Raw genomic sequence first — 23,799 nt, 5'->3', positions numbered from 1 at the left:
TAGGCGCCGCTCGGACGCGCCGGGAGTCGATTGACGCCGCCAGCGCGTGCTCCGTAGCGTCCTGCCGGCCGGTGCCCGACCTGCGGGCCCGCCACCGATCCGGAGAGGCGCCCCATGACCGAGTCCCCCACCCCCGCCCGTCCCTGGCCGGTGGACGTCCCCGGTCTGGCCTACGGCGGGGACTACAACCCCGAGCAGTGGCCGCTGGAGACCCAGCTGGAGGACGTCGAGCTGATGCAGCTGGCCGGGGTGAACCTGGTCAGCGTCGCCATCTTCTCCTGGGCCCAGCTCGAGCCGCGCGAGGGCGAGTACACCTTCGAGTGGCTGGACGCCGTGCTGGACCGGCTGCACGCCGGTGGCATCCGGGTCGCGCTGGCCACCGCGACGGCGTCCCCGCCGCCGTGGCTGACCACGAACCACCCGGAGATCCTGCCGGTGACCGCCGAGGGTGTGGTCCTGGGCCAGGGCAGCCGGCAGGCCTATGCCGTCTCCTCCCCGATGTTCCGCTCCTACGCCGTGGCGATGACCCGGCGGATGGCCGAGCGCTACCGCGACCACCCGGCGCTGGCGCTGTGGCACGTCGACAACGAGCTCGGCTGCCACGTCCCGCACGACTACTCCGAGAACGCCGCCGTGGCGTTCCGGCGCTGGCTCGAGGAGCGCTACGGAGACGTCGAGGCGCTCAACGCCGCCTGGGGCACCGCGTTCTGGTCCCAGCGCTACGACTCCTTCGCCGAGGTGCAGCCGCCGCGGGCCTCACCGACCGGGCTGAACCCCACCCAGCAGCTCGACTTCGCACGGTTCTCCTCCGACGAGCTGCTCACCCACTACCGGGCGCTGCGCGACGTGCTGCGCGAGGTCACCCCGGCGGTGCCGACCACCACCAACCTGATGCTGCCCAACGCGAAGTGGATGGACTACTTCAGCTGGGCCGGCGACCTCGACGTCATCGCCAACGACCACTACCTGGTGGCGGCCGACCCCGAGGGCTACGTCGACCTGGCCTTCAGCGCCGACCTCAGCCGCGGGGTGGCCGGCGGAGACCCGTGGATGCTGATGGAGCACTCCACCTCGGCGGTGAACTGGCAGCCCCGCAACCGGGCCAAGGGGGCCGGTGAGATGCTGCGCAACTCCCTCACCCACGTCGCCCGCGGGGCGGACGCGGTGATGTTCTTCCAGTGGCGGCAGTCGGTGGCGGGTGCGGAGAAGTACCACTCCGGGATGGTCCCGCACACCGGCACCGACAGCGCGGTGTGGCGGAACACCGTCGAGCTGGGCCGGGTGCTGGGCGAGCTGGCGCCGGTCCGCGGGTCGCGGGTGCGGGCGTCGGTGGCGCTGGTCTTCGACTACCCGTCGTGGTGGGCGGTCGAGGCCGACTTCCACCCCACGTCGGCGCTGAGCTACCCCGAGGAGGTGCTGCGCTGGTACCGCGCGCTGTGGCGTCGCGGGGTCACCGTCGACGTGGTGCCGGCCGGGGCCGACCTCACCGGCTACCGCGCGGTGGTGCTGCCCACCCTGCACAGCGTCTCCGACGCCGACGCGGCCGGGGTGGCCGAGGCGGTCCGCGGCGGCGCCTCGGCGCTGGTCACCTTCCTCAGCGGGACGGTGGACGAGCACGACCACGTCTACCTCGGCGGCTACCCCGGCGCGTTCCGCGAGCTGCTGGGCGTCCGGACCGAGGAGTTCTTCCCGCTGCAGGAGGACGAGCGGCTGACCCTCGACGACGGCACCACCGCGGACCTGTGGAGCGAGCACACCCGGCTGGAGGGTGCCGAGGCGGTGCACCGCTGGGTGGACGGGCCGCTGGCCGGCGGACCGGCGGTCACCCGCAACGTGGTGGGCGAGGGCGCGGCCTGGTACGTCGCCACCCGTCCCGACGAGGTGGGTGTGGCCCGGCTGGTCGAGCGGGTGCTGGCCGAGGCCGGCGTCGAGCCGGAGGCCGACGTGCTGCCGGGCGTGGAGGTGGTGCGCCGCCACGGCACCGACGGCGCGTCCTACCTCTTCGTCATCAACCACACCGCCACCGAGGCGACGCTGCCGGCCACCGGCCGCGACCTGGTGGCCGGCGCCGACGTCGACGGCCTGCTCCGCGTCCCCGCCGGCAGGGTGGCGGTCGTCGCCGAGCGCTGACCCCCGCCTGGCCCCCGCCTGACCCCCGCCTGACCCCCGCCTGACCCCCGCCTGACCCCCGCCCGCGAGTGTGGACGACACGTCGTCTCGCGCCTGACCCAGACGACGTCCCGGCCACACTCGCGTGCAGGGACGGGCGGGTCGGGGAGGTTGCGGTCGACGAGGTGCGTCGGGGGGTCAGCGGGTGGTGGTCGGGCCGGACGCCCCTGCGTCCACCCGGTCGGCGACCCGCTGCGGGACGGACGCGGACCGCTGGGCGGCCAGGGCCATCCCCGCCGCCAGCGCACCGGCGGCGACCGTGACCGCGTAGGCCGGGGTGTGCCCGCCCCAGTCGGCCAGCCGTCCGGCCAGTCCCGAGCCGAGCGCGTAGCCGACGCCGGTGGTGCCGGCGAGCAGGGTGAGCGCGGTGGTGATCCGCTGCGGCGGGGCGACCTCGGCCACCAGTGAGAACAGCGTGATCATCGTCGGGGCGATGCTCAGCCCGAGCACCAGCAGCACCACCGACAGCGGCAGCAGGGTGCTGACAGCCAGCAGCGGCAGGCTGAGCACCAGCAGCGCGGCGGCGGAGACGAGCAGCCGGCGGCGCAGCGTCCAGCGGGCGGGCAGGGCCGGCACGAGCAGCCCGGCCAGTACGCTGCCCACCCCGAGCAGGGCGTGCAGGCCGCCGGTCAGCCCGGGCTCCCCGGCGGCGGTGGCCAGCACCGAGTTGCCGGTCTGCACCGAACCGAACACCATCCCGACGCCGAGCATGGCCAGCAGCAGGACGGCGAGCCCGGGCGGCAGCAGCGGCCCACCGCCGGTCGTGGTGGGCAGGCTGCGGTCGGGACGGGTCAGCGTGGCCGAGGGGTGCAGCGCGAAGGCCAGCCCGAAGACGACCACCAGGGCGGCGGCCACCAGCAGCGCACCGGCGGGTGCGACCAGGGCGGCCAGCAGACCCACCAGCGCCGGGCCGAGGACGAAGGAGGCCTCGTCGGCTGCGCCCTCGTAGGCGAAGGCGGTCTCGGTGAGCCGGGGACGTTCGGCCCGGGAGGCGAGCAGCCGCCAGCGGACCCGGGCCAGGGTGCCGGCCTGCGGGAGGAGCGCCCCGGCGATGGCGGCGCAGCCGAGCACCAGCACCAGCGGACGTCCGGGGGTGGCGGTCAGCACGAGCGCCAGCAGGGCGAGCGCGGCCCCGATCGACTGGACCAGCAGCACCGGACGCTGGCCGACCCGGTCGGCAAGCGCACCGGCCAGCGGCGCGACCACGGCGTTGGCGACGGCCAGCGCGCCGGCGGTGAGACCGCCCGCGCCGTAGGAGCCGGTGACGCCGGAGACGAGCAGCAGGCTGCCGAGCTGGGCCATCGCCAGCGGCAGCCGGGCGACGAAGGCGACGGGGGCGAACCAGGGACCGGTCAGCGCGAACAGCTGCCGGTAGCCGGGTACGGCGGAGGAGTGGGACATCGCAGAGCTCCAGGGTGCGGCGCGGGTGCGCCGGTCGTGGTGTGCGCCGTCCCTGCCACCCGGCGCACGGGACCCCGTGCTCTGGCCGCAGTCTACCCGCGTCTGCCGACGACTCCGAGGTGCTGGCGTACCTGTTCCCCTGCGGCCCGGTGCTCGCCCTTCGACAGGCTCAGGGCGCTGGGATGGGGAAGGCGCTGAAGTCCTGAGGTCGCGATGATGACTCTCTCATCGACGCGTCATCGGGGCATCATGCCGGCCGCGCAGGGTCGGGTCGTCCGACACCCCCGTGCGAGGAGTACGTGATGTCCGTCCTGACCGACCTGCCCACCCCGCTGACCGACCTGCGCACCGACCCGGTGCCGGCCGGGGCGGCGCGGACCGGCGACCTCGACCCGGACCGGGTGGCCCGCGCCAAGCACGCCTACACCACCCGGCGGGTGAGCACCGCGGGCGTGACCCGGGTCGAGCTCGAGGGAGTGCCCGCGGCCGGCGACCTGGTGCTCGCGCGGGTGGTCAGCGTCGGCCAGCACCCGCGCCTGGAGCTGCGCGACGGCCGCCGGGCCAGCCTCTTCCCCGGCGACGACGTCGTGGTCTGCTACGGCGCCCGCTACGCCCCCGACCAGTTCCACGCCGGAGTCCCCGACGACCTCGCACCCTGCCACCTCGTGGCCGCCGGTGGCCTGGCCGGACGGGTCGAGTCGGCCCACGACCGGATGGGCTCGGCCACCACCCTCGAGCCCACCGGTCTGCTGCTGGACGCCGAGGGCCGCCGCATCAACCTGCGCTCGGCCGCGCTCCCGCCGGCGCCCGCACCGGCCCGGCGTCCCGTCACCGTGGCCGTCGTCGGCGCGTCGATGAACGCCGGCAAGACCACCAGTGCCGCCCACCTGGTGCGCGGGCTGCGGCTGGCCGGCTTGCGGGTCGGGGCGGCCAAGGTCACCGGGACCGGCGCCGGCGGGGACGTCTGGCTGCTGGGCGACGCCGGCGCCGACCCGGTCTACGACTTCACCTCCGCCGGCGTGCCCACCACCTACCGGACCGGTCCGGCCGAGGTCCGCCGCATCTTCACCGAGCTCACCGACCGGCTGGCCGGGGACGGCTGCGACGTCGTCGTGCTCGAGGTCGCCGACGGGCTGTTCCACGAGGAGTCGGCGACGCTGCTCACCGACCCCCGGTTCATCGAGCGGGTGGACGGCGTGCTGTTCGCCGCCCGGGACGCCCTCGGCGCGGCCGCCGGCTCGGCCTGGCTGCGCGAGCGCGGGCTGCCGGTGCTCGGGCTGAGCGGGGTGCTCACCGCCTCCCCGCTGGCGGTGGCCGAGGCTGAGGCCGCCACCTCGGAGCCCCTGTGGTCGCTGCCCCGGCTGGGTGATCCGTCCGCGGCGGCCGAGCTGTTCCACCAGCTGGCGGCGCGCCGGTGATCCCCCGGCCACTGGCCCGCCCGCGGCGGTGGGCGTTCGCCCGGCTGGTCGGCATCGGCGTCGGCCAGGCCTTCACCGCCGTCTCGATCGCGGTCCTGGTGCAGCGCGGGTTCGACCTGCTGGTCGGCACCGGCCGCGCCGTCCCGGCCCCGCTGCCCACCGGTGCGGTGGGCTGGCTGGTCGCCGGGCTGGCCGGCGCGGTGCTCGGCTCGGCGCTGTTCCGCGGCGCGGAGCGGCTGGCCTCGGAGCAGGTGGCCCAGCACTACGTGCAGGAGGTGCGCGACGTGCTCTTCGCCCACCTCACCCGGGTGCCGGCACGCGAGCTCGGACGCCGCCACCGCGGCAGCATGCTGCTCCGCTTCGCCGGCGACCTCTCCGCGCTGCGGCTGTGGGTCGGCCGCGGGCTCGCCCGGCTGCTGGTCGCCGGCGTGGCGGTCGGGCTGGTGCTCGCCGCGCTGGCGGTGATGAACCCCGCCCTGGCCGCCGCGGTCGGCGGGGTGCTGGTGGCTGGCGCCCTGGCGACCTGGGCCGCCTCCCCCCGGCTGCTGCACACCGCGCGGGCGTCCCGCCGGCGCCGCTCCCGGCTGACCGGGGAGGTCACCGAGCGGCTCACCCAGCTCGGCGTGCTGCAGTCGGCCGGTCAGGAGGACCGTGAGCGCCGCCGGGTGCAGCGGCGCAGCCAGCGGGTCGCCGACGCGATGGTCGACCAGGCCGGCGCCTCCGGCACCGTCCGTGCGATCGCCGAGGGTGCCGCGGCCGCTGCCGGCGTGGCCGCGCTGCTGGTGGGCGCCTTCGAGGTGCGGGAGGGACGCGCCAGCGCCGGTACCGTGCTCGCCGCGGTCAGCCTCGCCGGGCTGCTCGGGGGCTACCTGCGCGACCTCGGCCGGGTGGCCGAGTACGCCGCCGGCGCGCGGATCGCCCGCCGGGCCGTCCACGGCTTCCTCGACATCCCGCCGCTGCCCGACCCCGCCGACCAGCCCGACCTGGAGGTGCGCACCGGCGCGGTGGAGATCGAGCGGGTCAGCCTCGGCGAGGCACTGGCCGACGTCACCCTGCGGGTCCGCGGTGGCCGCCGGGTCGCGGTGGTCGGCGCCAACGGCGCGGGCAAGAGCACCCTGGTGGCCCTGGTGGCCCGGCTGTCGGACCCCGACGCCGGACAGGTCTGCATCGACGGCCAGGACGTCCGGCACCGCTCGCTCGCCTCGGTGCGGGCCGCGGTCGGCATCGCCAGCCCCGACCTCCCGCTGCTGCGCGGCAGCCTGCGGCGCAACGTCACCTACCGCAACCCGCGCGTGGACGAGGCCGAGCTGGCCCGGATCAGCACGCTCTGCGGCCTGGACGAGCTGGCCGCCGAGCTGCCCGACGGCTGGCGCACCGACGTCGGCGAGTCCGGCAGCCGGCTGTCGGCCGGGCAGCGCGGCCGGGTCGCGGTCGCCCGGGCCGCGCTGGGACGTCCGCCGCTGCTGGTGCTGGACGAGGCCGAGAGCCACCTCGACACCGAGGCCAGCCGGGTGGTCGACCGGGTACTCGCGGACCACTCCGGCACCGCCCTGGTCGTCACCCACCGCCGCGAGCTCGTCGAACGCGCCGACGAGGTGTGGTGCCTGCAGGACGGCCGCGTCGTCGAGACCGGCCCGCCCGCGCTGCTGCTGACCGGCGACGGACCCACCGCGCGGCTCTTCGCCGCCGACCCGCGACCCGTGGCCGCCCTGGCCGGAAGGAGCTGAGATGACCCCGAGGACGCCTCCCCCGGGAGGCGAGCGGCTGCAGAAGGCGCTCACCCTGATGGCCGCGGCCGGGCTGGTCACCGCCGTGCTGGTGCCCCTGCGGCAGAGCTGGCGCCCGCCGGCCGAGCGCCGCGACGGTTTCCCGCTGTCCTACTACCCGATGTTCAGCGCGCGCCGCCGGCGCACCGGCACCGTGGTGCACCTGCTCGGCGTCGACGCCGGTGGCGAGAGCCGGGTGCTGCACCACCGCCACGCCGGAACCGGCGGGATGAACCAGGTGCGCCGCCAGATGAACCGCCGGGTGGCCCGCGGTGGCGCCGCCGAGCTGGCCGCCGAGGCCGCCCGGTCGGTGGCGACCAGCAGCCGGCCCACCGAGCGGGGCGTGGTCGAGGTGCAGGTGGTCAGCAGCACCCACCGCTACGACGACTTCTTCGCCGGCGACCCCGGCCCGCTGCGCCGCACCGTGCACGCCACCGCGACCGTGCCGCGGCCCACCCTCCCCGCAGGAGGACGACGATGAGCCGGCTCGACCGACTGCAGCGCGGTCTCGACCAGACGCTGCTCCCGAGCGCCCCGGCGACCCGACCCGCGCTGCTGCGCATCGTCAACGGCGTCTACACCGGCGTCTACCTGGCCCGCCGGGTGAGGATGTTCCGCCGGGTGCACCGCACCGACCCCTCGCTGTTCGCCCCGGTCGGGCCGGTCCGGGTGCTGCGCCGGCCGCTGCCGCCGGTGGTGGCCGACGGCCTGCTCTACGCCGGGCTGGCCGCCGACGTCGCCTTCACCGCCGGGCTGTGGCACCGGGTCACCGGCCCGGCCCACGCCGCGCTGCTGCTGTGGACGCTCTCCTACCGCAACAGCTGGTCCATGGTCTTCCACCACGACAACGCCCTGGTGCTGCACACCGCCGTCCTCGGCTGCACGCCCTCGGCCGACGCGCTGTCGGTCGACGCCCTGCACACCCGCGCCCCGCGTCCGGACAGCTGGCGCTACGGCACACCGGGACGGGTGATGGAGGCGGTGACGGCGGCGTCCTACCTGGTCACCGCGATCGCCAAGGTGAAGGGGCCGCTGGGCTGGTCGTGGGTGCGTGGGGAGTCGCTGCGCAGCCAGATCGCCGCCGACGCGCTGCGCAAGGCGCTGCTCGGGGAGCAGGTGAGCAGCACCGGCACCCGGCTCTACCCGCACACCCGGGTGTTCACCGTGCTGGCCGCCGGCTCGCTGGCGCTCGAGCTCGCGGCCCCGCTGGCCCTGCTGGACCGCCGGCTGGCCCGGCTCTGGTCCGTCGGCGTGTTCGGCCTGCACTGGGGCATCAAGGTGGTCATGGGCATCCGCTTCCGCCACCACCTCACCGGGGTGATCTACGCGCCGTCCTTCCCGCTGGAGCGGCTGCTCCCGCTGGGACGCCGGCTGCTGCGCCGGCGCTGACCCTCAGCCGGTCAGCCGGTACCCGGCGCCGCGGACGGTGCAGATCCGCTCCGGGCCGATCTTGTTGCGCAGGTAGCGCACGTAGACGTCGACCACGTTCGACCCGGGGTCGAAGTCGTAGCCCCACACCCGGCTCAGCAGCTGCTCGCGGCTGAGCACCTGGCGGGGGTGCTGCAGGAACATGTCGAGCAGCGCGAACTCCCGCGCCGACAGCTCGACCTCCGGACCGCCGTCCACCCGCACAGTGCGGCTGTGCAGGTCGAGGGTCAGCCCGCCGACGGTGCGGGTGCTGCTCGCCGCCGTCGGGCGGTCCCGCAGCCGCACCTTGATCCGGGCGACGAGCTCCTCGAACCGGAACGGCTTGGCCAGGTAGTCGTCCGCCCCGCTCTCGAACCCGGTGACGGTGTCGGCCACGGAGTCCCGTGCGGTGAGGATGACCACCGGCAGGGTCGAGCCCTGGCCGCGCAGGTTCTCCAGCACCGACAACCCGTCCATCCCGGGCAGCCCGATGTCGAGCACCATCAGGTCGAAGTCCCCGGTCAGGGCGTGGTCGAGCCCGCCGGGGCCGTCGCCGACCACCAGGGTGGCATAGCCGGCGGCCCGCAGCCCCTTCTCGAGGAAGGCCGCGATCCGCGGCTCGTCCTCCACGATCAGGATGGAGCTCATCGGACCTCCTGGCTCGGCGTCCGCTCCAGCAGCGGCGCCGGGACCTCGTCGGGGACGGCGGGGAGCACGAGGGTGAAGGTGCTGCCCACCCCGGGGGCCGAGCGCAACCGGACCGTGCCGCCGTGCCCGGCCGCGATGGCCGAGACGATGGCGAGCCCCAGCCCGGCACCGGCCTCGCGGGCGCCGGCACCGGCCGGACCGCCCTGGTAGAAGCGTTCGAAGATGCGCCCCTGCTGGTCGGCGGCGATGCCGCTGCCGGTGTCGCGGACCCAGATCCGCAGCTCACCGCCGCCGCAGTCCGCGCCGAGGGCGATCAGGTCGCCGGGCCCGGTGAAGCGCACGGCGTTGCTGACCAGCTGCAGCAGGGCCTGGGTGATCCGCTGCGGGTCCAGCAGCACGGTGTCCACGACGGTCTGCTCGATCCGCCAGAGCCGGTCCCCCAGCGCGGTGCTCTTGGCCAGCACGTCGTCGAGCAGGTCGGCCACCACCGTCGGACGCACCGCGGTGAAGTCGGGCAGCTTCGAGCGGGCCAGCATCATCAGCTCCTCCACCATCCGGTGCATGCGGTCGAGCTCGTCCATCGCCAGGTCGCGGGTGCGGATGACGTCGGCCGGGTCGGCGGCGTCCACCAGCTCGAGGTGGCCGCGGACGATGGTCAGCGGGGTGCGCAGCTCGTGGCCGGCGTCGTCGAGCATCCGACGCTGCTGGTCGAAGGAGTCCGAGAGCCGGTCGAGCATGGCGTTGACGGTGAGGCCGAGGTCCGACACCTCGTCACCGGCGGCGAGCTGCTCGGCGGGGATGCGGTCGGTCAGGTCGGCCTCGGAGATCCGTTGCGCGGTGGTCTGCAACGAGCGCAGCGGCGCCAGCAGCCGTCCGGCCACGACGTAGCCGACCGCGGCGACCACGAGCAGGGTGAGGACGCAGATGCCGGCGTAGGTGAGGTGGGTGCGGTTGATCGGGGCCATCGCGGCCTCGACGTCGACCACCGCGACGTAGTGCCCGAGGCTGGACGAGCCCTCCACCTGCACCGGGATGGACAGGTAGGCGACCGAGCGGTGCTGCCCGGTGCTGAGGTAGCGAATCTCCAGCTCCGCCCCCGGCCGGACCGCGGCCGCGGCCTGCACCAGCTCGGTGTCGGCGGCCAGGCTCTGCTGGAACGGGTCGCCGGACTGGGGCACCATCTCGACGGCGCCGTCCACCAGACCGAGGATCGCCTCGTTGGGGTTGGGCACCGACCGGCTGATCGCCAGGTACAGCACGTCGCGCGGAGAGCTCATCGGCTCCTCGGCTCCTCCTTCAGCCACCAGCTCGGCGATCGTGCGGATCTCGTCGCTCTCCTGCACCAGGGCCTCCCGCACGGTGTCGAAGGTCGCCTGGCGGGCGAGCACGTAGGAGACCACCCCGGCCACCGACATCCCCAGCAGCGTGGTGAGCAGCACCGCGGCCATGATGCGCGTCCGCACCGCGGACCGGCGCAGCGCTGGGGCTCTCATCCGGCCAGCATCCCAGGAACGACGCCGGACCGCCCGGTGCCGGGCACCGGGCGGCCGTGGGGGGACGCGGTGGACGTCCTCAGTCGGCGCTCTCCGGGGACTCGGGGCTCTCCGGGGACTCGGGGCTCTCCGGGGACTCGGGGCTTCCCGGGGAGTCGGGGCTTCCCGGAGACCGCGGGCTGACCGGGCTCACCGCGGTCCGGGGGCTGGCCGGGGACTGCGGGCTGGCCGGGCTCTGCGCCGTCAGGGCCGTCACCGGGCTGGCCGGGCTGTTCGCCGAACCCGGGGCGTCCGCCGCCGTCTCGGGTGAGGTGGGGCTGCCCGGCGGCACGACCTCGGGGTCGGTGCCCCCGGTCCGCGGTTCGGCCGGGGCGGTGCTCTCGGTCGGGACCTCCTGGCGGGCGTGCGCGACGACCACGCCGGTCGCGCCGGAGAGCGGGTCGCTGGCGGGCCGGACCGCGAGGGCCGCCACCGGTGCCAGGAGTGCGGCCGCGGTCCCGCCCACGGCGACCCACGTCGTCGTCTTCTTCATCATGGTGACCAGTGAAGTCCGCGCCGATGAGGCCGCCAGGAGGGGCAGGTGAGAGACCTCTCATCCGCGTGCCGGTGCTGGGGCCACGGGCCGGAGGCCGTCGGCTCGGAGCCGGTGTGGGGATCGTCCTCCTCCGAGGCCCCGGGTGCTGCGGGCGCCGTCAGCCGGCGCGGCCGGCCTGCACGGCGTCGGCCTCGGCGGCGTGCTTGAGCCGCTGCAGCGTGGCCGGGATGGCGCGGCGGTTGCGGCGCTTCATGCCCAGCACGGTCATCACCAGCCGGGCCGGCAGCGGTGAGCGCGACCAGTCGAACTCCTCGGTGACGGTGGTGGCCGATCCCGAGGGCTCCAGCCGGTAGCGCCAGCGGTGCCCGCCGAAGTGGCGCCAGGCGATGAGCCGGTCGCGCTCGAACTCCACCACCCGGTTGCGGATCCTGTAGCGCACCCGGAACAGCTGCATCCGCACGCCGAACTCCGCGCCCAGGGCCAGCCGTGCCGGCCCGGTCACCACCCCGCGGACGGTGCCGGAGCCGTCGATCCGGCGGTGCTGGCGCGGGTCGGCCAGGATGTCGAAGACCACCGCGGGCGGCGCGTCCACCACCACCGACTCGCTGATCTGCCGGCCCGCCGACCGCTGCCCCCGGGGTGCGCTCATGCCGGCTGGCCCTCGGCGAGCCGGGTGAGCAGCAGCAGCTCGGCCAGGCAGGCGCGGCCGAAGTCGCCCAGGTGCATCGACTCGTCGATGCCGTGCATCCGCGAGTCCGGGTCGACCACGGCGCTGACCAGCACGGTGGCGTCGGGGAACCGGTCGGCGAACTCGGCCACCATCGGGATCGACCCGCCCTGGCCGACCTCGACCGGCTCGACCCCCCAGGCGTCGGCGAAGGCCCGCCGGGCCACCTCGGCGTGCCGGCCGGTCAGCGGCACCGTGGACGGCTGACCGGTGCTGCCGCGGGTGACCTCGACCCGGGCGCCCCAGGGGGCGTGCGTCTCGAGGTGGTCGACCAGCCGCTCGAGGGCGTCCACGGCGTCCAGGTGCGGCGGCACCCGCAGGCTGAGCTTGGCCCGGGCGCTCGGCACCAGCGTGTTGGACGCCTGCGCCACCGGGGTGGCATCGATCGCGAGCACGCTGATCGCCGGCTGGGTCCACAACCGGCTGACCACCGACCCGGTGCCGGTCCACCGCACCCCGTCGAGGATCCCGGTCTCGGCGCGCAGCCGCTCCTCGGGGTACTCCAGGTCGGGGCCGTCGGTGCCGGTCAGGCCCTCCACGGCCACCGAGCCGTGCTCGTCGTGCAGGGTGGCGAGCAGCCGGCTGAGCGCGGTGAGGGCGTCCGGCACCACCCCGCCGTACTGGCCGGAGTGCAGGGCGTGGTCGAGGGTGGCGACCTCCACCACGCAGTCGGCCAGGCCGCGCAGGGTGGTGGTGAAGGCGGGCGCGCCGACGTCCCAGTTGGCCGAGTCGGCGATGACGAAGACGTCGGCGGCGATCGCCTCGGCGTGCGCGGTGAGGGTCTGGCCCAGCGTCGGCGAGCCGATCTCCTCCTCGCCCTCGACGAAGAGCGTGACGCCCACCGGCGGACGTCCGCCGAGGGCGCGCAGCGCGGCCAGGTGCACCGACAGCCCGCCCTTGTCGTCGGCGGCGCCGCGGCCGAACACCCGCTCGCCGCGCTCGGTGGCCGCGAACGGCTCACTGCTCCAGCGGGTGGCGTCCCCGGTCGGCTGGACGTCGTGGTGGGCGTAGAGGCAGACCGTCGGGGCGCCGGCGGGCGCGGGCCAGTGCGCGATGACCGCCGGCTGCCCGCCGTCCTCGGTGACCACCGAGACGTCGGCCGCGCCGAGCTCGCGGGCCAGCTCGGCGACCTTCTCCGCGCTGCGTCGGACGTCGTCGGCGTGGGCGGGGTCGGCGCTCACCGACGGGATCGCGACCAGGTCGGCGAGGTCGCGGCGGACCCGCGGCATCACCTGGTCGAGGGCGGCGGCGAGGGACTCGGTGGTCGGCACGGGGCGACCCTACCGAGAGGTCGCGGGCGACGCCCCGTCCCCGTCGGCGGGCTGGGGAGGAGCGGGCAGGATGGGCGGGTGCGACAGGGAGCGGTCGGTCAGGTCCGCGTGGTGCGGGTGGACGGCCGGGAGCTGGTCGAGAAGCGGTTCGCCGACCCGGTCCGCCACGACACCGAGGTGCAGGCGCTGCGGGCGCTGGCCGGCAGCGGGCTGCCGGTGCCGGAGCTGGTGGCCGTAGCGCCGGGGTCGGTGCTGATGACCCTGCTGCCGGGTGAGCGGGTGGACGGCCTGGACGCCTCCCGGCAGATCGCCGGCATCGGCGCCTCCGCGGCGCTGCTGCACGAGCTGCACCGGCTGCCACCGCCGACGGGTCTGCCGGGCCCGCCCGACGACGCCCGCACCATCCACCGCTACCGCGAGGCCGGCGGGCCACCGCTGCCGCTGCGCATCCCACCGGCGTCCGGCCGGGTCCTCTGCCACGGGGACTGGACCAACGGCAACCTGCTCCTCAGCGGCGAGCTGGTGAGCGGGGTGGTCGACTGGGAGGCCGCCCACGTGGGCGATCCGTTGCGCGAGCTGTCCCGCGCGGCCTACGGGGCCTCCCGGGACGACCCGCGTCGCGGCGAGGCGCTGGTCGAGGCCTACGGGGCCGATCCCGCCGACGTCCGCGTCTGGTTGCCGCTGCACGCCGCGGAGCTGTGGCTGTGGTTCCGCGAGGCCGGCCCTCCGGAGTACCTCGACCGGCTCACCCGCGAGCTGAGGTCCTGGCCAGCCTGAGCACCGCCCTCTCGGCGCACCGTCGGCACCAGACGCGGTCGGGGGCCCGAGCACCGCCCGGTCGGAGCGCGCATCGGCGCTGGACGCGTGCGGAGCAGCATCACCGCCCACTCGCGGCACACCTCGGCTCTCGACGCGGTGCGGAGCAGCATCACCGCCCACTCGGAGCACACCTCGGCCCCGACGGCGCGGGCAGCAGCACCACCGCCCGCTCGGAGCACACCTCGGCTCTCGACGCCGTCCGCAGCAGCACCACCGCCCACTCGCGGCGTTCATCGGCCCCCGAGGCAGCGCGGAGCACGAGCACCGCCCACTCGCGGCACCTCTCAGCCCCCGGACGCGTCGCCACCTGGTCCCCGCCCACTCGATGCGCGGCTCAGCGTCCGCCGCGTCAGGGCTGAGCACCGCCCACTCGCGGCGCGCCTCGGCGCGTCCGGCACATCACGGCCCGAGCACCGCCCGTTCGAGGCACTGCCCGCGCCGGGCGAGCCGCGTTCAGCCGGCGGTGAGGCCGAGCGCGCGCGGGATGGGGGCGGTCCAGACGTCGCGGACCTGGGAGAGCGGAAGGTTGAACAGGCCCTCCACCTCCAGCGCGGCGTCCGGGTCGGCGGCGGTGGTCACCCCGAGCTGGGTGATCGGCACGTCGAGCTGGGCGGCCAGCTCGACGAGCTGCTCGCCGCGGTCGGCCGGGAGCGAGACGACGACCCGTCCGGTGCTCTCGGAGAACAGTGCGACGAACGGGTCGATCTCGTCGAGCCGGACCCGCACGCCGTGACCGCGCCGCAGGCAGCACTCCACCAGCGCCTGGGACAGGCCGCCGTCGGAGAGGTCGTGAGCGGAGGTGAGCAGAGCCTGCCGGGCGGCCCGCTGCAGCAGCCTCGACAGCCGCATCTCGTGCTCGAGGTCGAGTTCGGGCGGGAGTCCGCCGAGGTGGTCGTGGACGACGCCGGCCCAGGCGGAGCCGGCCAGCTCGTCGCGGGTGGTGCCGAGCAGCCAGACGGTGTCGCCCTCGGCGGCGAACCCCATCGGGACGCGCTGGGCGACGTCCTCCAGCACGCCGAGCACCCCGACGGTCGGAGTGGGCAGCACCGGGGTGGTGCCGGTCTGGTTGTAGAAGCTGACGTTGCCGCCGGTGACCGGGGTGCCGAGCACCGCGCAGCCCTCGACCAGCCCCTCGACGGCCTCGACGAACTGCCACATCACCGCCGGGTCCTCCGGGGAGCCGAAGTTGAGGCAGTCGCTCACCGCCACCGGCTGGGCGCCGGTGACCGAGACGTTGCGGTAGGCCTCGGCCAGCGCGAGCTTGGCGCCCTGGCGCGGGTCGAGCAGGGTGAACCGGGCGTTGCAGTCGGTGGCGAGCGCGACCCCGAGCTGGGTCTCCTCGTCGATCCGCAGCACGCCGGCGTCCTCGGGCTGGGCCAGCACCGAGTTGCCAAGCACGAACCGGTCGTACTGGTCGGTGATCCAGGAGCGGTCGCACAGGTTGGGCGAGCCGGCCAGCGCCAGCACGGTCTCGGCGAGCTCGGCCCCGGTGCGGGGACGGGTGAGGGCGTTGACGTCGCGGGCCTGCACCTCGTCCTGCCAGTCCGGGCGGGCGTAGGGGCGCTCGTAGACCGGGCCCTCGTGGGCGACCGTGCGCGGGTCGACGTCGACCACGGTCTCGCCGTGCCAGTCGATGACCAGCCGGCCGGTGTCGGTGACCTCGCCGACCACGGTGGCCTGGACGTCCCAGCGCCGGCAGATCTCCAGGAAGCGGTCCACGTGCTCGGGTGAGGCGACGGCCATCATCCGTTCCTGGGACTCGCTCATGAGGATCTCCTCGGGGCTGAGCGTGGGGTCCCGCAGCGGCACCAGGTCGAGCTCGACGTGCATGCCGCCGTCACCGGCCGCGGCCAGCTCCGACGTGGCGCAGGAGATGCCGGCCGCACCGAAGTCCTGGATGCCGTTGACCACCCCGGCCGCGAACAGCTCGAGGGTGCACTCGATCAGCAGCTTCTCCATGAAGGGGTCGCCGACCTGGACGCTGGGCCGCTTCCGCTGCGGAGCCTGTCCTGAGCCTGTCGAAGGATCGAAGGTCTCCGAGGCCAGGATGGACGCCCCGCCGATGCCGTCACCGCCGGTGGCCGCCCCGTAGAGGATGACCTTGTTGCCGGTGCCGGTGGCGTGGGCGAGGTGCAGGTCCTCGTGGCGCAGCTTGCCGACGCAGAGCGCGTTGACCAGCGGGTTGCCGAGGTAGGAGTGGTCGAAGACCACCTCGCCGCCGATGTTGGGCAGCCCGAGGCAGTTGCCGTAGCCGCCGATGCCCGAGACCACGCCGGGCAGCACCCGGGCGGTGTCGGGGGCGTCCAGCGGGCCGAAGCGCAGCGGGTCCATCACGCCGATCGGGCGGGCGCCCATGGCGAGGATGTCGCGGACGATGCCGCCCACCCCGGTGGCCGCGCCCTGGTGCGGCTCGACGTAGGAGGGGTGGTTGTGCGACTCGATCTTGAAGGTGACCGCCCAGCCCTGGCCGACGTCGATGACGCCGGCGTTCTCGCCGATCCCGGCCAGCAGCTCCCCGGTGGGCGTCACCGGCTCCAGCGCACCGAACTTGCGCAGGTGCACCTTGGAGGACTTGTAGGAGCAGTGCTCGGACCACATCACCGAGTACATGGCCAGCTCGCAGGAGGTGGGACGGCGCCCGAGGATCTCCCGGATCCGGGCGTACTCGGGCTCCTTCAGCCCCAGCTCGGCCCACGGCTGCGTGACGTCGGGCGAGGTCTGGGCGTTCGCGACGGTATCTGCCACGGGGGCAACCTATCCGTTCGGCCTGCCCCGGCTCGACCTCACGGCGTCCGCGGTCAGGGCCGGCGACGGGACGCACGGGCTACGGTCGGGGCGTGGAGACCTGGGACCGCGCCACGTCGCTCGTCACGCTGGGAGTGGTCGTGCTCGTCTTCGCCGCGGTGGTGGTGGTGATGGTCTTCTTCACCCGCTTCGTCGTCCGCGCGCTGCTGGAGCGCCAGGCCGAGGCCGACCGACGTCAGCGCCGGCGTCCGCCCGGCGACGGCTGAGCCACGCCTCAGCGACCGGTGCCGGGATAGGTGCCGAAGGTCCAGGAATTGCCCTCGGGGTCGCGCAGGGTGACCTCGCGCGAGCCGTAGTCGGTGTCGGAGGGCGCCCGCAGCACCTCCGCCCCGGCGGCGACCGCCCGCTCGTGCAGGGCGTCGGGATCGGCGCAGACCACGTAGGCGTGCGCGCTGCCCGGCGGGATGGACCACTCCCGCCCCTCGACGTGGCTGCCGAGCATCAGCCCGCCGACGCCGTCGGCGGTGAGCAGCTCGGCGTGGCCGACGTGGTCGCCGTCGCGGTGCTCCGCGGTGAGGACGAAGCCGAGGACGTCGCGGTACCAGTCGATCAGCGCTGGGGCGTCACGGGCCTGCAGGGTCAACCAGAGGGTCGGTGTGCTCATGCTCCGATGGTGCCGCGGAGCGGTGCCCGCCGGATTGGATGTTCCAGAGCTCCTCGGCCACCCAGCGCCGCGGCGGCAGCGCGGTGAAGGCGACGAAGTCGCGGCTGAGGTGGGACTGGTCGCTGTAGCCGCAGCGCGCGGCCAGCCCCGCCAGGTCGACCCGCCCGACCCGGGCCTGCCCGGCGAGCGCGGTGGTGGCCCGTTCGAAGCGGATCAGCCGGGCGACCGTCTTCGGGCTGCGGCCGACCTCGCGCTGGAAGAGGGTGTCGAGGTGACGGGCCGTGAAGCCGACCTCGCGGGCCACCTCGGCGACCGGACGGCGTCCGCCGCTGCCCTCCAGCAGGGCCCAGGCGTGCCGCAGCTCCGGGCGCACCGCCGCGTCCCGGCGGTGCCGCACCAGGTGGTCGCCGACCCGGGCGAACGCCTCGTCCCAGCCGCCCGCCTCGCACAGCTGCTCGTGCAGCCGGCGTCCGGGCGCCCCGAGGACGTCCGCGCCGGCGAAGTCGTCCACCGACAGCTCCGCGGCCGGGACGCCGAACAGCGACCGCGCCGCCAGCGGGTGCACCGCCAGCTGGACGCCGGCCTGGCCGGGACGCTGCCGCACCCAGCTGGTCCGCACGTGCAGCCCGCCGAGCACCAGCGGGTTCGGCCGGGCCGCGGGCAGCCCGTCCGGCTCCGCGGCCGCCTCGACCCCGTCGTCCAGGCTGACGATGAAGGTGAGCCGGGACGAGGGCAGCCCGCGGTGCAGCCCGTCCGGTCCTCCGCCGCGGTAGCCGGTCATCGATCCGACCCCGGGCGGGCAGGACCGCGCGACCGCCAGCTCGACCGTGTGCTCGGGCACGGGCCCGACGCTACCCCTGGCGTATCGGTAACCATCCTGTTACCGTTCTGGTGTGGACGCCGCAGCAGCGATCGGGGACCCGGTGCGACGCCGGATCCTGGAGCTGCTGCACCGCGCGCCCCGCACGGTGCACGCGCTGGCGGGGCAGTTCGCCATCTCCCGGCCCGCGATCAGCCGCCACCTGCGCGTGCTGCGCGAGGCGGGGCTGGTGGTGGACGAGCCGACGGGACGGGAGCGGGTCTACCGGCTCGACCCGACGGCCCTGCACGAGCTCGACGCCTGGCTGCACCAGCTGCTGGGCGACCCCTGGTCCCGGCGGCTGGACGCCCTCGAGACCGAGGTGCACCGCACCCGCCGCGACCGGCGCACCGCTCGCCCGGACGCACCTGCCACCGACGACACCCAGGAGGACACCGCATGAGCCCCACACCCACCGGCCGGCTGACCCGCACCGCGACCGGCGCCGACCTCGTCCTGGTCCGGACCTTCCGGGCCCCGCGCGCCGACGTCTGGGCCGCGCTGACCGAGTCGGAGCGGACGGCCCGCTGGATCGGGCCGTGGACCGGCGAGGCCGGTGCCGGGCGGACGGTCCGGCTGACCATGACGGCCGAGGACGAGGAGCCCACCGGCGACCTCGACATCGTCGCCTGCCAGGCACCGGAGCACCTGCGGGTGCGGATGGTCGACGAGTACGGCACCTGGGACCTCGAGGTCCACCTGTCGGAGTCGACCGAGGAGGGGGCCGACGGCGTCACCACGCTGGAGTTCGTCCAGCACCTCGTCGAGCCTGGCGAGGCCCGCGACTCCGGCCCGGGGTGGGAGTACTACCTCGACCGGTTCGCCTCGGTGGTCACCGGCGGCCCCGAACCCGACTTCGCCGACTACCACCCGGCGATGGTGGCCCACTACGAGCAGCAGCTGGACGCGTCGGCCTGAGCGGACGCGCCGCGGCGGGCGTCAGCGGGTGCGGGCGAGGAAGCCGATCACGCTGGTGAAGAAGCGGCGGCCGTCGGTGGACGGCGCGGTCAGCGGCTCCACGTTGTGCTCGGGGTGCGGCATCAGCCCGACCACGTTGCCGCGGTCGTTGGTGATGCCGGCGATGTCGTTGACCGAGCCGTTCGGGTTCGGTCCGAGGTAGCGGAAGACCACCTGGTCCTCCCCCTCCAGGCGCTCGATCGTGTCGGCGTCGGCGACGTAGCCGCCCTCGCCGTTCTTGAGCACGATGGAGATCTCCTCGGCGGGCAGGAAGTCGTGGGTCCAGACGGTGTCCGTGGACTCCACCCGCAGCCGCTGCTCCTTGCAGACGAAGGTGCGCACGTCGTTGCGGATCAGCGCCCCGGGCAGCAGGTGCGCCTCGCAGAGGATCTGGAAGCCGTTGCAGATGCCGAGCACCGGCAGCCCCTGGCCGGCGGCGGTGATCAGCTCGGCCATCAGCGGGGAGAACCGGGCGATCGCGCCGCAGCGCAGGTAGTCGCCGTAGGAGAACCCGCCGGGGAGGATGACGGCGTCCACCCCGTCCAGGCTCTGCGAGGCGTGCCACAGCGGCACCGGCTCCGCGCCGCAGAGCCGCACCGCGCGCAGGGCGTCGGTGTCGTCGAGGGAGCCGGGGAAGGTGACGACGCCGATCCGCGCGCCGGGGGCGGTCTGGGCGAGGTCCGGGGTGGCGGCGGGGGCGCTCACGACTGGCCCGCCGCCTCGGCGTTGGGGGCCTCGGTGGCGGGCTGGTTGTCCGCCGGCACCGCGGCGGCGTCGGTCGCCGCCGGCTCGGACGTCGGCACGTCGGGCTGGGTGGAGACCTGGCCCTGCGCGACCGAGGCGGGGTCGGCCGGAGAGCCGCCGACCGGCGCGGTCGACGCCTCGTCGCTGCGCACCTCGAAGGCCTCGATCACGGTGTTGGCCAGCAGCTTCTCGGCGGCCTCGTGCACCTGGGCCAGCCGGGCCTCGTCGAGCTCGCCCTCGACCTCGATCTCGAAGCGCTTGCCCTGGCGCACCGTCAGCCCCGCGAAACCCATCCGCGCCAGCGCACCGGTCACCGCCTTGCCCTGCGGGTCGAGGATCTCCGGCTTGGGCATGACTTCCACCACCACACGTGCCATGGCCGAGATCCTAGTGCTCCGGCGCCGCCCCCGCCGACGCCCGGACGCCGGCGGGCGGTGCACTCAGAGCCGCAGCTCGCTGCCGGTCAGCCGGCGGTAGGCCTCGAGGTAGCGCTCCCGGGTGGCCCGGACGACGTCCTCGGGCAGCGGGGGCGGCGGGGTGTCGGAGGCCCGGTCCCAGCCCGAGGCGGTGGTCAGCCAGTCCCGCACGTACTGCTTGTCGAACGACGGCAGCGACGCCCCCGGCTGCCAGCGCTCGGCGTCCCAGAAGCGGGAGGAGTCGGGGGTGAGCACCTCGTCGGCCAGCACGATGGTGCCGTCGGCGCGGGAACCGAACTCCAGCTTGGTGTCGGCCAGGATGATGCCGCGCTCCCGCGCGATCCGCTCACCGGTGCGGTAGACCTCCAGGGTGAGCCGGCGCAGCTCCTCGGCGGTGTCGGCCCCCACGAGCTCGACCACCGTCGCGAAGTCGACGTTCTCGTCGTGCTCGCCCTGGGGTGCCTTGGTGGCCGGGGTGAAGAGGGGTTCGGGGAGCCGGTCGCCGTCGCGCAGGCCCTCGGGCAGCGCGATCCCGCAGACGGTCCCCGAGCGCTGGTACTCCGCCCACCCCGACCCGGTGAGGTAGCCGCGGGCCACGCACTCGACGGGGAACATCCGCAGCCGCTCGCAGACCACGGCCCGGCCGCGGACGGCGGTCGGCACGTCGGTGCTGAGCACGTGGTTCTCCACCACGTCGGCCAGCTGGTCGAACCACCACAGCGAGAGCTGGGTGAGCACCACGCCCTTGCCGGGGACGTCCGGGGTGAGCACGAAGTCGTAGGCCGAGATGGCGTCGCTGGCCACCATCAGCATCGCCGACGGGTCCATGAACGCGTACAGCTCCCGCACCTTGCCGGAGTGGATGAGGGGCAGACCCAGGTCGAAGCGGCTCACCCGGAGATGCTATCGGCCGGGCGGGCGGCTGCGGCAGTCGATCGCAGGGCGTCCGTGACGGTTCCGACCCAGACGCGGGGGTGGGTGGACCAGAAGTCGTGCGGGACGTCCGCCACGGTGGTGAAGCTGCCACCGGGCACCACCGCGGCGAGCTGTTGGAGCGGCCACGACGGGCGGATGTCCTGCCCGGCCGCGACGAACCGCATCGGCACCGGGCAGTCGGCCAGGTCGCGCCACAGCCCGGGCTGGTGGATCCACTCGTCGAAGGAGGCGCTCAGCGAGGCGTGCACCTCCCGGCTCCACTCCACCTCGACGGCCGGCTCGGTGGGGCGACCGGCCTCGTAGGCCGCCGACCAGGTGCGGTCGCGGTGCGGTCCGTGCCCGGCGACCCCCACCACGCCCGCGACCGAGGACGGGTGCTCCAGCGCGTAGCGGACCGCGAGGTCGCAGCCCCAGGAGTGGCCGAGCACCGTCCACCGTTCGACGGCCAGGAGCTCCCGCACCGCCTCCAGGTCGGCCAGCGCCTGCTCCATGCTGTGCGCTCCCCCGCCGGAGCGGCCGACCCCGCGTGGCTCGACGTACCAGCAGCGGTGGCCCGGTGGGGCGATCTCCTCGTCCTCCAGGTACTGCACGCAGCCGGGGCCGCCGGTCAGCACCAGGACGTCCGGGCCGCGCCCGTAGACCGCGACGTGCAGCGACGTCCCCGGTTCCACCTCGATCATCGTCGACCTCACCCGGCGATCGTAGGTACCCCGCACCGCCGCCGGCCAGGGTTGGCGCCGGGGATCCCGGGTAGCCCAGAGCCATGACCTCGCAGCGCAGGACACCCGCCGGTCGCGGACGCACGCTCCCGGTCGCCGCCGGCGCCGGTGCCGGTCTGCTCGCGGCGGGGGCGGCCCTGCTCGGGCGGAAGGTGCTGGCGACGCTGCGCGCCGGGCGCGGCCACCCGCTGGCGCACCGCGTGCTCGACGTCAGCTCGTCGGTGCTGCAGCGCAAGTACCCGTTGGAGTCGATGAGCACCTACCTCAACGGCTTCCACATGTACGCCGACGAGATGGGCCGGCAGGTGGAGGCGAGCCACTTCTGCATCCACCTGCGCCACGACCTGCACCAGTGCGTCATCTTCGACCGCAACGCACCCGACGCCCGCCTGATCGGCATCGAGTACATCGTCAGCGAGGAACGCTTCCGCAGCCTGCCCGAGGAGGAGAAGCGGCTGTGGCACAGCCACCACCACGAGGTGCGCTCGGGCACCCTGGTGGCCCCCGGTGTCCCGGAGATCGCCGAGCACGCCTACTTCGAGGACCTCGTCCGCACCTACGGCAAGACCTTCCACACCTGGCAGTACGACCGCGACGAGGACTTCCCCTACGGCATCCCCCAGCTGATGATGGCCTTCACCGGCGAGGGCCAGCTGCGCGAGGAGCTGGTGCGCGAGCGCGACGAGCGGCTGGGGGTGTCCACCGAGCAGAAGCGGCGGCGCCGGGCCGACATCCCCGAGCCGGAGGTGGCACCGGGGGCCAACACCTGGGAGGACGGACGGACCGTGCAGCTGCGCCTGGAGGAGACGGAGCTGCGACGGTGACCCGCGCCACGTCGTGTCGGCGGCACAGGGCGGTCGCTGTGGGAGTCTGGGCCGCATGACCCGCTCCGAGGAGCCCGGGCCCGAGCCCGCCCGGCCCCGCACCAGCGCCGACCCGGACAGCTCCACCTCCCCCGAGCACGCCGCGTCCGCGACCGCGGAGCAGGTGCGTGAGGCCGACACCCGCGAGGAGAAGCCGCCGCCGCGGGCCGCCGTCGTCTACAACCCGACGAAGGTCGACCTGGAGGTGCTGCGGGCGACGGTCGACGCCGCCGCGGAGGAGGCGTCCTGGGGCGAGACCAGCTGGATCGAGACGACCGCCGACGACCCGGGCGAGGCGATGGCCCGGCAGGCGGTCGAGCAGGGCGTCGACATGGTGATCGCCGCCGGCGGTGACGGCACCGTCCGGGCGGTGACCCAGGGGCTGATCGGCTCCGACGTCGCGCTGGGCCTGCTGCCGTCGGGCACCGGCAACCTGCTCGCCCGCAACCTCGACCTGGAGCTGAAGGACCTGAGCCAGGCGGTCAGCACCGCCTTCGCCGGTCACGACCGGTCCATCGACGTCGGGATGGCGCGGATCCGCCGCAAGGACGGCAGCGAGGAGGAGCTGGCCTTCGTGGTGCTGGCCGGGCTCGGGCTGGACGCGCAGATGATCGAGCACACCGACGAGGAGCTGAAGAAGAAGATCGGCTGGCTGGCCTACGCGCGGGCGATCGCCAACGCCGTGCGCGGCGGCAACCGGATCCGGATGCGGATCGGCGTCGACGCCGAGCCGCAGCGCACCCGCAACATGCACACCCTGCTCATCGGCAACTGCGGAAACCTGCCCGGCAACATCGTGCTGCTGCCCGAGGCCACGCTGGACGACGGCAAGCTCGACATCGTCGCGCTGCGTCCCGACGGCTTCTTCGGCTGGCTGCAGATCTGGTCGAAGGTGGTGGTCGAGAACTACGTCCTCCACCGCACCGAGGTGGGACGCCGGCTGCAGGGTGCGCAGAAGTCGGTCCGTGCGCTGCGCTACCTCACCGGCAAGAAGGTGATCGTCGCCCTGCGCCACCCCGAGCCGTTCGAGCTGGACGGCGACGGCTACGGCGAGGTGACCGCGTTCCAGATCGAGGTGCTCCCCCGCTCCTTGCGGGTGCGCGTGCGCCCGACCGACTGAGCCCCCGCCGCCCGCACCTCCTCCCCCGGTTCGCGGTGATGGCGCACGGGCAGGTTCAGGAGCCAGCGCAACACCCGATCGGTGGAGGCTGTTGTGGTTGTTGCTGCTGGGGTGAAGGCGCA

22 protein-coding genes and 1 pseudogene are annotated in these 23,799 nt (G+C 74.8%); 12 read left to right on the top strand and 11 right to left on the bottom strand.

Annotation, left to right across the window (positions count from 1 at the left end):
* Nucleotides 1–114: 114 nt before the first annotated feature.
* Nucleotides 115–2,130 carry a beta-galactosidase gene (locus DT076_RS08980; protein WP_114126351.1) on the top strand — a complete coding sequence of 672 codons (2,016 nt, stop codon included), beginning with the start codon at nucleotides 115–117 and terminating at the stop codon, nucleotides 2,128–2,130.
* 177 nt (nucleotides 2,131–2,307) lie between these two features.
* On the opposite strand, the gene DT076_RS08975 is transcribed toward DT076_RS08980, so the two are convergent.
* Nucleotides 2,308–3,570, bottom strand: coding sequence for an MFS transporter (locus tag DT076_RS08975; protein ID WP_114126350.1), 1,263 nt, complete (start codon nucleotides 3,568–3,570; stop codon nucleotides 2,308–2,310).
* Between the two features lie 302 nt (nucleotides 3,571–3,872).
* Between DT076_RS08975 and DT076_RS08970 the strand changes: the two genes are divergently transcribed.
* From DT076_RS08970 to DT076_RS08955, 4 genes are read left to right on the top strand one after another with little or no spacing between them, the layout of a single operon-like run.
* Nucleotides 3,873–4,988, top strand: a complete 1,116-nt coding sequence (locus tag DT076_RS08970) for a P-loop NTPase family protein (protein ID WP_199539079.1) — start codon at nucleotides 3,873–3,875, stop codon at nucleotides 4,986–4,988.
* Nucleotides 4,985–6,715 (top strand): ABC transporter ATP-binding protein, encoded by a 1,731-nt coding sequence (locus DT076_RS08965; RefSeq protein WP_114126349.1) that lies wholly within the window; start codon nucleotides 4,985–4,987, stop codon nucleotides 6,713–6,715. Before DT076_RS08970 ends, DT076_RS08965 begins: the two co-directional genes overlap by 4 nt.
* Before the next feature lies 1 nt (nucleotide 6,716).
* On the top strand, nucleotides 6,717–7,235 hold the full coding sequence (locus DT076_RS08960; protein ID WP_114126348.1) for a hypothetical protein: 519 nt from the start codon (nucleotides 6,717–6,719) through the stop codon (nucleotides 7,233–7,235).
* A complete protein-coding gene (locus DT076_RS08955) occupies nucleotides 7,232–8,143 on the top strand; it encodes a hypothetical protein (protein ID WP_114126347.1) in 912 nt (303 codons plus the stop codon). The genes DT076_RS08960 and DT076_RS08955 overlap by 4 nt, the downstream gene beginning before the upstream one ends.
* A gap of 3 nt (nucleotides 8,144–8,146) precedes the next feature.
* On the opposite strand, the gene DT076_RS08950 is transcribed toward DT076_RS08955, so the two are convergent.
* Together DT076_RS08950 and DT076_RS08945 are read right to left on the bottom strand one after the other, a co-directional pair.
* Nucleotides 8,147–8,809, bottom strand: coding sequence for a response regulator transcription factor (locus DT076_RS08950; protein WP_114126346.1), 663 nt, complete (start codon nucleotides 8,807–8,809; stop codon nucleotides 8,147–8,149).
* Entirely contained in the window at nucleotides 8,806–10,302 is a 1,497-nt protein-coding gene (locus tag DT076_RS08945) for a sensor histidine kinase (protein WP_147264110.1), read from the bottom strand. The genes DT076_RS08950 and DT076_RS08945 overlap by 4 nt, the downstream gene beginning before the upstream one ends.
* Before the next feature lie 56 nt (nucleotides 10,303–10,358).
* Between DT076_RS08945 and DT076_RS08940 the strand changes: the two genes are divergently transcribed.
* The gene (locus DT076_RS08940) at nucleotides 10,359–10,886 is read left to right on the top strand and encodes a hypothetical protein (RefSeq protein ID WP_114126344.1); all 528 of its coding nucleotides are present in this window, start codon (nucleotides 10,359–10,361) and stop codon (nucleotides 10,884–10,886) included.
* A 108-nt stretch (nucleotides 10,887–10,994) separates the two neighbouring features.
* Here DT076_RS08940 and DT076_RS08935 read toward each other — a convergent pair whose 3' ends face one another.
* Both DT076_RS08935 and DT076_RS08930 read right to left on the bottom strand, forming a co-directional pair.
* Entirely contained in the window at nucleotides 10,995–11,486 is a 492-nt protein-coding gene (locus DT076_RS08935) for an SRPBCC family protein (protein ID WP_114126343.1), read from the bottom strand.
* The gene (locus DT076_RS08930) at nucleotides 11,483–12,835 is read right to left on the bottom strand and encodes a dipeptidase (protein WP_267896812.1); all 1,353 of its coding nucleotides are present in this window, start codon (nucleotides 12,833–12,835) and stop codon (nucleotides 11,483–11,485) included. The genes DT076_RS08935 and DT076_RS08930 overlap by 4 nt, the downstream gene beginning before the upstream one ends.
* Before the next feature lie 78 nt (nucleotides 12,836–12,913).
* On the opposite strand from DT076_RS08930, the gene DT076_RS08925 reads away from it, so the two are divergent.
* Nucleotides 12,914–13,612: a phosphotransferase family protein gene (locus tag DT076_RS08925; protein WP_158548092.1), complete on the top strand. Its 699-nt coding sequence runs from the start codon at nucleotides 12,914–12,916 to the stop codon at nucleotides 13,610–13,612.
* Nucleotides 13,613–14,107: 495 nt separating this feature from the next.
* Here the strand turns inward: DT076_RS08925 and purL are convergent, their stop codons facing one another.
* Complete coding sequence (purL, locus tag DT076_RS08915) at nucleotides 14,108–16,399, bottom strand: phosphoribosylformylglycinamidine synthase subunit PurL (protein ID WP_114126341.1); 2,292 nt, start codon at nucleotides 16,397–16,399, stop codon at nucleotides 14,108–14,110.
* Nucleotides 16,400–16,491: 92 nt separating this feature from the next.
* Between purL and DT076_RS19365 the strand changes: the two genes are divergently transcribed.
* On the top strand, nucleotides 16,492–16,665 hold the full coding sequence (locus tag DT076_RS19365; protein WP_158548091.1) for a hypothetical protein: 174 nt from the start codon (nucleotides 16,492–16,494) through the stop codon (nucleotides 16,663–16,665).
* 8 nt (nucleotides 16,666–16,673) lie between these two features.
* On the opposite strand, the gene DT076_RS08910 is transcribed toward DT076_RS19365, so the two are convergent.
* A complete protein-coding gene (locus DT076_RS08910) occupies nucleotides 16,674–17,063 on the bottom strand; it encodes a VOC family protein (RefSeq protein WP_114126340.1) in 390 nt (129 codons plus the stop codon).
* Complete coding sequence (locus DT076_RS08905) at nucleotides 17,023–17,904, bottom strand: AraC family transcriptional regulator (RefSeq protein WP_199539078.1); 882 nt, start codon at nucleotides 17,902–17,904, stop codon at nucleotides 17,023–17,025. Before DT076_RS08905 ends, DT076_RS08910 begins: the two co-directional genes overlap by 41 nt.
* A gap of 52 nt (nucleotides 17,905–17,956) precedes the next feature.
* Here DT076_RS08905 and DT076_RS08900 point away from each other — a divergent pair, with 52 nt between their 5' ends.
* The gene (locus tag DT076_RS08900; protein ID WP_114126339.1) at nucleotides 17,957–18,325 is read left to right on the top strand and encodes an ArsR/SmtB family transcription factor; all 369 of its coding nucleotides are present in this window, start codon (nucleotides 17,957–17,959) and stop codon (nucleotides 18,323–18,325) included.
* Nucleotides 18,322–18,840, top strand: a complete 519-nt coding sequence (locus DT076_RS08895) for an SRPBCC family protein (RefSeq protein WP_114126338.1) — start codon at nucleotides 18,322–18,324, stop codon at nucleotides 18,838–18,840. The genes DT076_RS08900 and DT076_RS08895 overlap by 4 nt, the downstream gene beginning before the upstream one ends.
* 21 nt (nucleotides 18,841–18,861) lie before the next feature.
* Here the strand turns inward: DT076_RS08895 and purQ are convergent, their stop codons facing one another.
* The 3 genes and pseudogenes from purQ to DT076_RS08875 all read right to left on the bottom strand — a co-directional run bounded on the left by purQ (nucleotide 18,862) and on the right by DT076_RS08875 (nucleotide 21,667).
* Nucleotides 18,862–19,584, bottom strand: a complete 723-nt coding sequence (purQ, locus tag DT076_RS08890; protein WP_114126337.1) for a phosphoribosylformylglycinamidine synthase subunit PurQ — start codon at nucleotides 19,582–19,584, stop codon at nucleotides 18,862–18,864.
* 176 nt (nucleotides 19,585–19,760) lie between these two features.
* Nucleotides 19,761–20,933 (bottom strand): annotated as a pseudogene (locus DT076_RS08880) (phosphoribosylaminoimidazolesuccinocarboxamide synthase); the annotation flags it as partial.
* Nucleotides 20,930–21,667 (bottom strand): alpha/beta fold hydrolase, encoded by a 738-nt coding sequence (locus tag DT076_RS08875; protein ID WP_199539077.1) that lies wholly within the window; start codon nucleotides 21,665–21,667, stop codon nucleotides 20,930–20,932. The gene DT076_RS08875 and the pseudogene DT076_RS08880, both read right to left, overlap by 4 nt.
* Nucleotides 21,668–21,738: 71 nt before the next feature.
* On the opposite strand from DT076_RS08875, the gene DT076_RS08870 reads away from it, so the two are divergent.
* Both DT076_RS08870 and DT076_RS08865 read left to right on the top strand, forming a co-directional pair.
* Nucleotides 21,739–22,518: an OBAP family protein gene (locus tag DT076_RS08870; RefSeq protein ID WP_114126333.1), complete on the top strand. Its 780-nt coding sequence runs from the start codon at nucleotides 21,739–21,741 to the stop codon at nucleotides 22,516–22,518.
* 55 nt (nucleotides 22,519–22,573) lie between these two features.
* Nucleotides 22,574–23,677 (top strand): diacylglycerol/lipid kinase family protein, encoded by a 1,104-nt coding sequence (locus DT076_RS08865; RefSeq protein WP_114126332.1) that lies wholly within the window; start codon nucleotides 22,574–22,576, stop codon nucleotides 23,675–23,677.
* The last annotated feature ends 122 nt before the right edge of the window (nucleotides 23,678–23,799 follow it).

It is taken from the genome of Desertihabitans brevis, assembly GCF_003327535.1.
GTDB classification, from domain to species: domain Bacteria; phylum Actinomycetota; class Actinomycetes; order Propionibacteriales; family Propionibacteriaceae; genus Desertihabitans; species Desertihabitans brevis.
Note: the sequence above shows the minus strand (reverse complement) of the source record. Positions and strands in the feature narration are given on the sequence as shown.

Excerpts from the sequence above, each read along its gene's own strand:
- DT076_RS08960 (WP_114126348.1), top strand. The coding sequence starts at position 6,717 with ATGACCCCGAGGACGCCTCCCCCGGGAGGCGAGCGGCTGCAGAAGGCG.
- DT076_RS08980 (WP_114126351.1), top strand. The coding sequence starts at position 115 with ATGACCGAGTCCCCCACCCCCGCCCGTCCCTGGCCGGTGGACGTCCCC.
- DT076_RS08970 (WP_199539079.1), top strand. The coding sequence starts at position 3,873 with ATGTCCGTCCTGACCGACCTGCCCACCCCGCTGACCGACCTGCGCACC.
- DT076_RS08955 (WP_114126347.1), top strand. The coding sequence starts at position 7,232 with ATGAGCCGGCTCGACCGACTGCAGCGCGGTCTCGACCAGACGCTGCTC.
- DT076_RS08935 (WP_114126343.1), bottom strand. The coding sequence starts at position 11,486 with ATGAGCGCACCCCGGGGGCAGCGGTCGGCGGGCCGGCAGATCAGCGAG.
- DT076_RS08910 (WP_114126340.1), bottom strand. The coding sequence starts at position 17,063 with ATGAGCACACCGACCCTCTGGTTGACCCTGCAGGCCCGTGACGCCCCA.
- DT076_RS08975 (WP_114126350.1), bottom strand. The coding sequence starts at position 3,570 with ATGTCCCACTCCTCCGCCGTACCCGGCTACCGGCAGCTGTTCGCGCTG.
- DT076_RS08950 (WP_114126346.1), bottom strand. The coding sequence starts at position 8,809 with ATGAGCTCCATCCTGATCGTGGAGGACGAGCCGCGGATCGCGGCCTTC.
- DT076_RS08865 (WP_114126332.1), top strand. The coding sequence starts at position 22,574 with ATGACCCGCTCCGAGGAGCCCGGGCCCGAGCCCGCCCGGCCCCGCACC.
- DT076_RS08895 (WP_114126338.1), top strand. The coding sequence starts at position 18,322 with ATGAGCCCCACACCCACCGGCCGGCTGACCCGCACCGCGACCGGCGCC.
- DT076_RS08870 (WP_114126333.1), top strand. The coding sequence starts at position 21,739 with ATGACCTCGCAGCGCAGGACACCCGCCGGTCGCGGACGCACGCTCCCG.
- DT076_RS08945 (WP_147264110.1), bottom strand. The coding sequence starts at position 10,302 with ATGAGAGCCCCAGCGCTGCGCCGGTCCGCGGTGCGGACGCGCATCATG.